The organism is Erythrobacter sp. RANMB8 (genome assembly GCF_056848235.1).
This window is the reverse complement of sequence record NZ_JBREHG010000026.1, coordinates 1-2,653: the sequence shown is the minus strand read 5'-3', so window position 1 is coordinate 2,653 and position 2,653 is coordinate 1. Positions and strand designations below refer to the sequence as shown.

At 59.9% G+C, this 2,653-nt stretch carries 3 protein-coding genes; 1 reads left to right on the top strand and 2 read right to left on the bottom strand.

Annotated elements, in window-relative coordinates; all coding sequences use genetic code 11:
- Positions 1-147: 147 nt before the first annotated feature.
- On the bottom strand, positions 148-738 hold the full coding sequence (locus ACU0AG_RS16035; RefSeq protein ID WP_482783264.1) for a recombinase family protein: 591 nt from the start codon (positions 736-738) through the stop codon (positions 148-150).
- A 79-nt stretch (positions 739-817) separates the two neighbouring features.
- A complete protein-coding gene (locus ACU0AG_RS16030) occupies positions 818-1,069 on the bottom strand; it encodes a hypothetical protein (protein WP_482783263.1) in 252 nt (83 codons plus the stop codon).
- 431 nt (positions 1,070-1,500) lie between these two features.
- Between ACU0AG_RS16030 and ACU0AG_RS16025 the strand changes: the two genes are divergently transcribed.
- Positions 1,501-1,788, top strand: a complete 288-nt coding sequence (locus tag ACU0AG_RS16025) for a hypothetical protein (RefSeq protein WP_482783262.1) — start codon at positions 1,501-1,503, stop codon at positions 1,786-1,788.
- The last annotated feature ends 865 nt before the right edge of the window (positions 1,789-2,653 follow it).

The window sequence follows — 2,653 nt, the reverse complement described above, 5'->3', positions numbered from 1 at the left end:
TGGAGCGGGTAGCGGGAGATTGCGCGGTGTCTCGGTTGGATTCCCGATCTGGCTGACGGTATTCTGCCGTTTCGGGATCGTCTGAGTGAGGAGACGGTAGCGGGAACCGAACCGCCGCCATGTCGGTAAGGGGCTGGCCGTCGTCGATCATGCGGCCTGAGCCATCCTGACCTTGATCCTATGAACGGTTCCAACGCCGACCTTGAGCTTGCGCGCAGTGGCGTTGATGCTGAGGCCAGACCTGAGCGTCCGCTCGATCTTCTCAACCATGATCGGCGGGATGGCGGGTCGTCCCGCCTTCTTGTCCGAACGGGCGAGCCCAGCCTTGATGCGGCTGCGGATCATCTCACGCTCGAAGTCCGCGAAGACGCTCAACATGCCGAACATGGCCCTTCCGCTCGGGGTTGAGGTGTCGAGCGCCTGTTGGTGGAGATAGAGGTCCACGCCCTTGGCATTGATCTCGTGGAGGAAGCCAACAAGGTCTTGGAGCGAGCGTCCGAGCCGATCCACCGCCCAGCTTGCCACGAGGTCGATCTCACGGCGGGCGATAGCCTTCATCAGCGCATCGAAGGCGGGACGCTGATCCCGACCTTTGGCACCGCTGATCCCTTCATCGCAGAACTCGGCGACGATCTCCCAGCCCATCCTCTCAGCGACGGCGATGAGTTCGCGGCGCTGGTTCTCGGTGGTTTGGCTGTCGGTTGAGACGCGGGTGTAGAGGGCGATGCGCTTCGTCATTCCACGACCCTCTCATAGTTCTGGAAGGCGTCAAGCAGTTCATTAAGTTCGGCTTTTTCCTCGTCGATGGTGCGGGGGATCAGTCGCAGACGACGATCTCGACAAGCTGGGCGAGATGCTCCTCGTAGGCATCTCTGACCTCCTCCTCACTGGCATCATGGGGGAGGACTGTCTCGCTCATTACCATGTTGAGGTAGGCGATGAGGTCATCGAGCGCTTCGCGGCGAGAGTAGGATATCGTGACGCGGCGGGCTGGAAGGCTGGTGCCGACGATGCTGACGAAGACGGTCTGGCAAGCGTGGTAGGTGAACTGGTCTGGTCGGTGCTCCATTGGTTCTCTCAGGAAGGTTATACCCTGAGTTTACCAAAGGGGCGGTGCTGCCCGCATTATTCATCTGAAGGTCGGCGCAGATTCCTGCGCGTGCTTCGTCTGACCTATAAGCGGCGTGCAAAGTGAAGCTGGTTCTCCGTGGTGCACTGCTTGGTCCATTGCGAGGCGAGTGCCCAACGCTCAATGCGAGCGGAGCGTCACGGGTCCGATAGTGACGCAGCAGATAGGTTGGCGGCACAGCATTCGTGACCCCCTCCACAAGGGCTACGGGATCGCCAACCTATCTGCGTCAGTTGCATGCTAAACTCGCTTCGTCGCAACGACGGTTCGCTTCGCCGCAAGAAGTGCCCTTAGGTGCTAATTCCTCGGGGCCTCAAATGAATAGGTATTGTCATGATCATGGAGGTCATGACGATCTAAGGAGAACCGTCATGGCTTTTGGCCTCGACCCCTTCAAGACCACTCCTGCTGGCATGGCGGCTGTCCATGCGCTTCGTGTCACCGCGTCCGCAGTTATCACTGCTGCCAAGAACGGCGAACCTCCGATCCTCGTGATCGCTCCCATGATCGAGCAGCACCTCGGTGACCAGAAGACCAACGAACTGGTCGGGCGACTGATCCGCGAGTGGCTCGGACCGAGCTTCAAAGTGCGCGGACGCCGCAAGTGGAAGCGCACCCACGGCACGGAGTCAGGGAGCTTCTACGACTATCGCGGGTAATCTGCGGAGGAGGATAGGTGGGGCAAATCGGTTCCGCCCATCCTCCTCACTCGCAAGATGAGCTTCTGCTCCTGACCCGCTCCCTTTCATCTGATTCCTGAACGACTGAACCCGCGCATCCCGAACTTCGGTTTCGAGCCATTTTCTGCGCCCGAGTTCGGCAGGGTTTTTGGAAGGCACGTCCACTGCCCGACTATCCGAGATGGGCACCGTCAGCACAGGGGAGAGGGGGCGAGGGGAGAAGGGAGTTCATCGATCTCCTCGTTATCTCATCTCGTGTTGGAATGAGCGAACTGGGAGAAGGCGTGACATCCGCGATGTCGCGGCTTCGAACCAGTTCTGGCGGGCGAGGAGGGATCGCAACGCGAGACCGAGGCGCACGTCATCCGATGGCCCCAGCATTATCTTGGCGTTGAGATCGACATCGGCTCGCACCTGAGTGCAAGCCTCAGGCTCGCTTCGCACTGGGCGAGTTCCTGCTCACGCAGCAATCGGGCGCATGCGCCCTCTCGCCTCAGTCCTCGCGATCAGATTCCATCGGAATCAAAAGGCGAACCGCGCGAAGGGGAAGACATCTCGATGTCGCACCCCGTCGCAAGGTTCTGGTGGGCGAAGCGAGATCGCTGAGCCCGCCCTCGAAGGCTTCATCACCCATCGACATCGGCTTGCGCTTACGCGCCAGCCTCAGCCTCGCTCGGTTCGTTCGAGTTGTCGCTGACGGGTCAGCGCTCCTCGCCCTCACCAGCGCGATCATCCAATGTCACGCCCTAAACTATATAGTCTTAAGAAATATGAGCGTGACATCTCCAGACAGTCGGGCAGCGGACGATAAATAATGATCGGTGACTGCGAATCTGCTAGGGTG

Bases quoted from the DNA above. Each gene is read 5' to 3' on its own strand.
- ACU0AG_RS16030 (WP_482783263.1), bottom strand. From the start codon at position 1,069: ATGGAGCACCGACCAGACCAGTTCACCTACCACGCTTGCCAGACCGTC.
- ACU0AG_RS16025 (WP_482783262.1), top strand. From the start codon at position 1,501: ATGGCTTTTGGCCTCGACCCCTTCAAGACCACTCCTGCTGGCATGGCG.
- ACU0AG_RS16035 (WP_482783264.1), bottom strand. From the start codon at position 738: ATGACGAAGCGCATCGCCCTCTACACCCGCGTCTCAACCGACAGCCAA.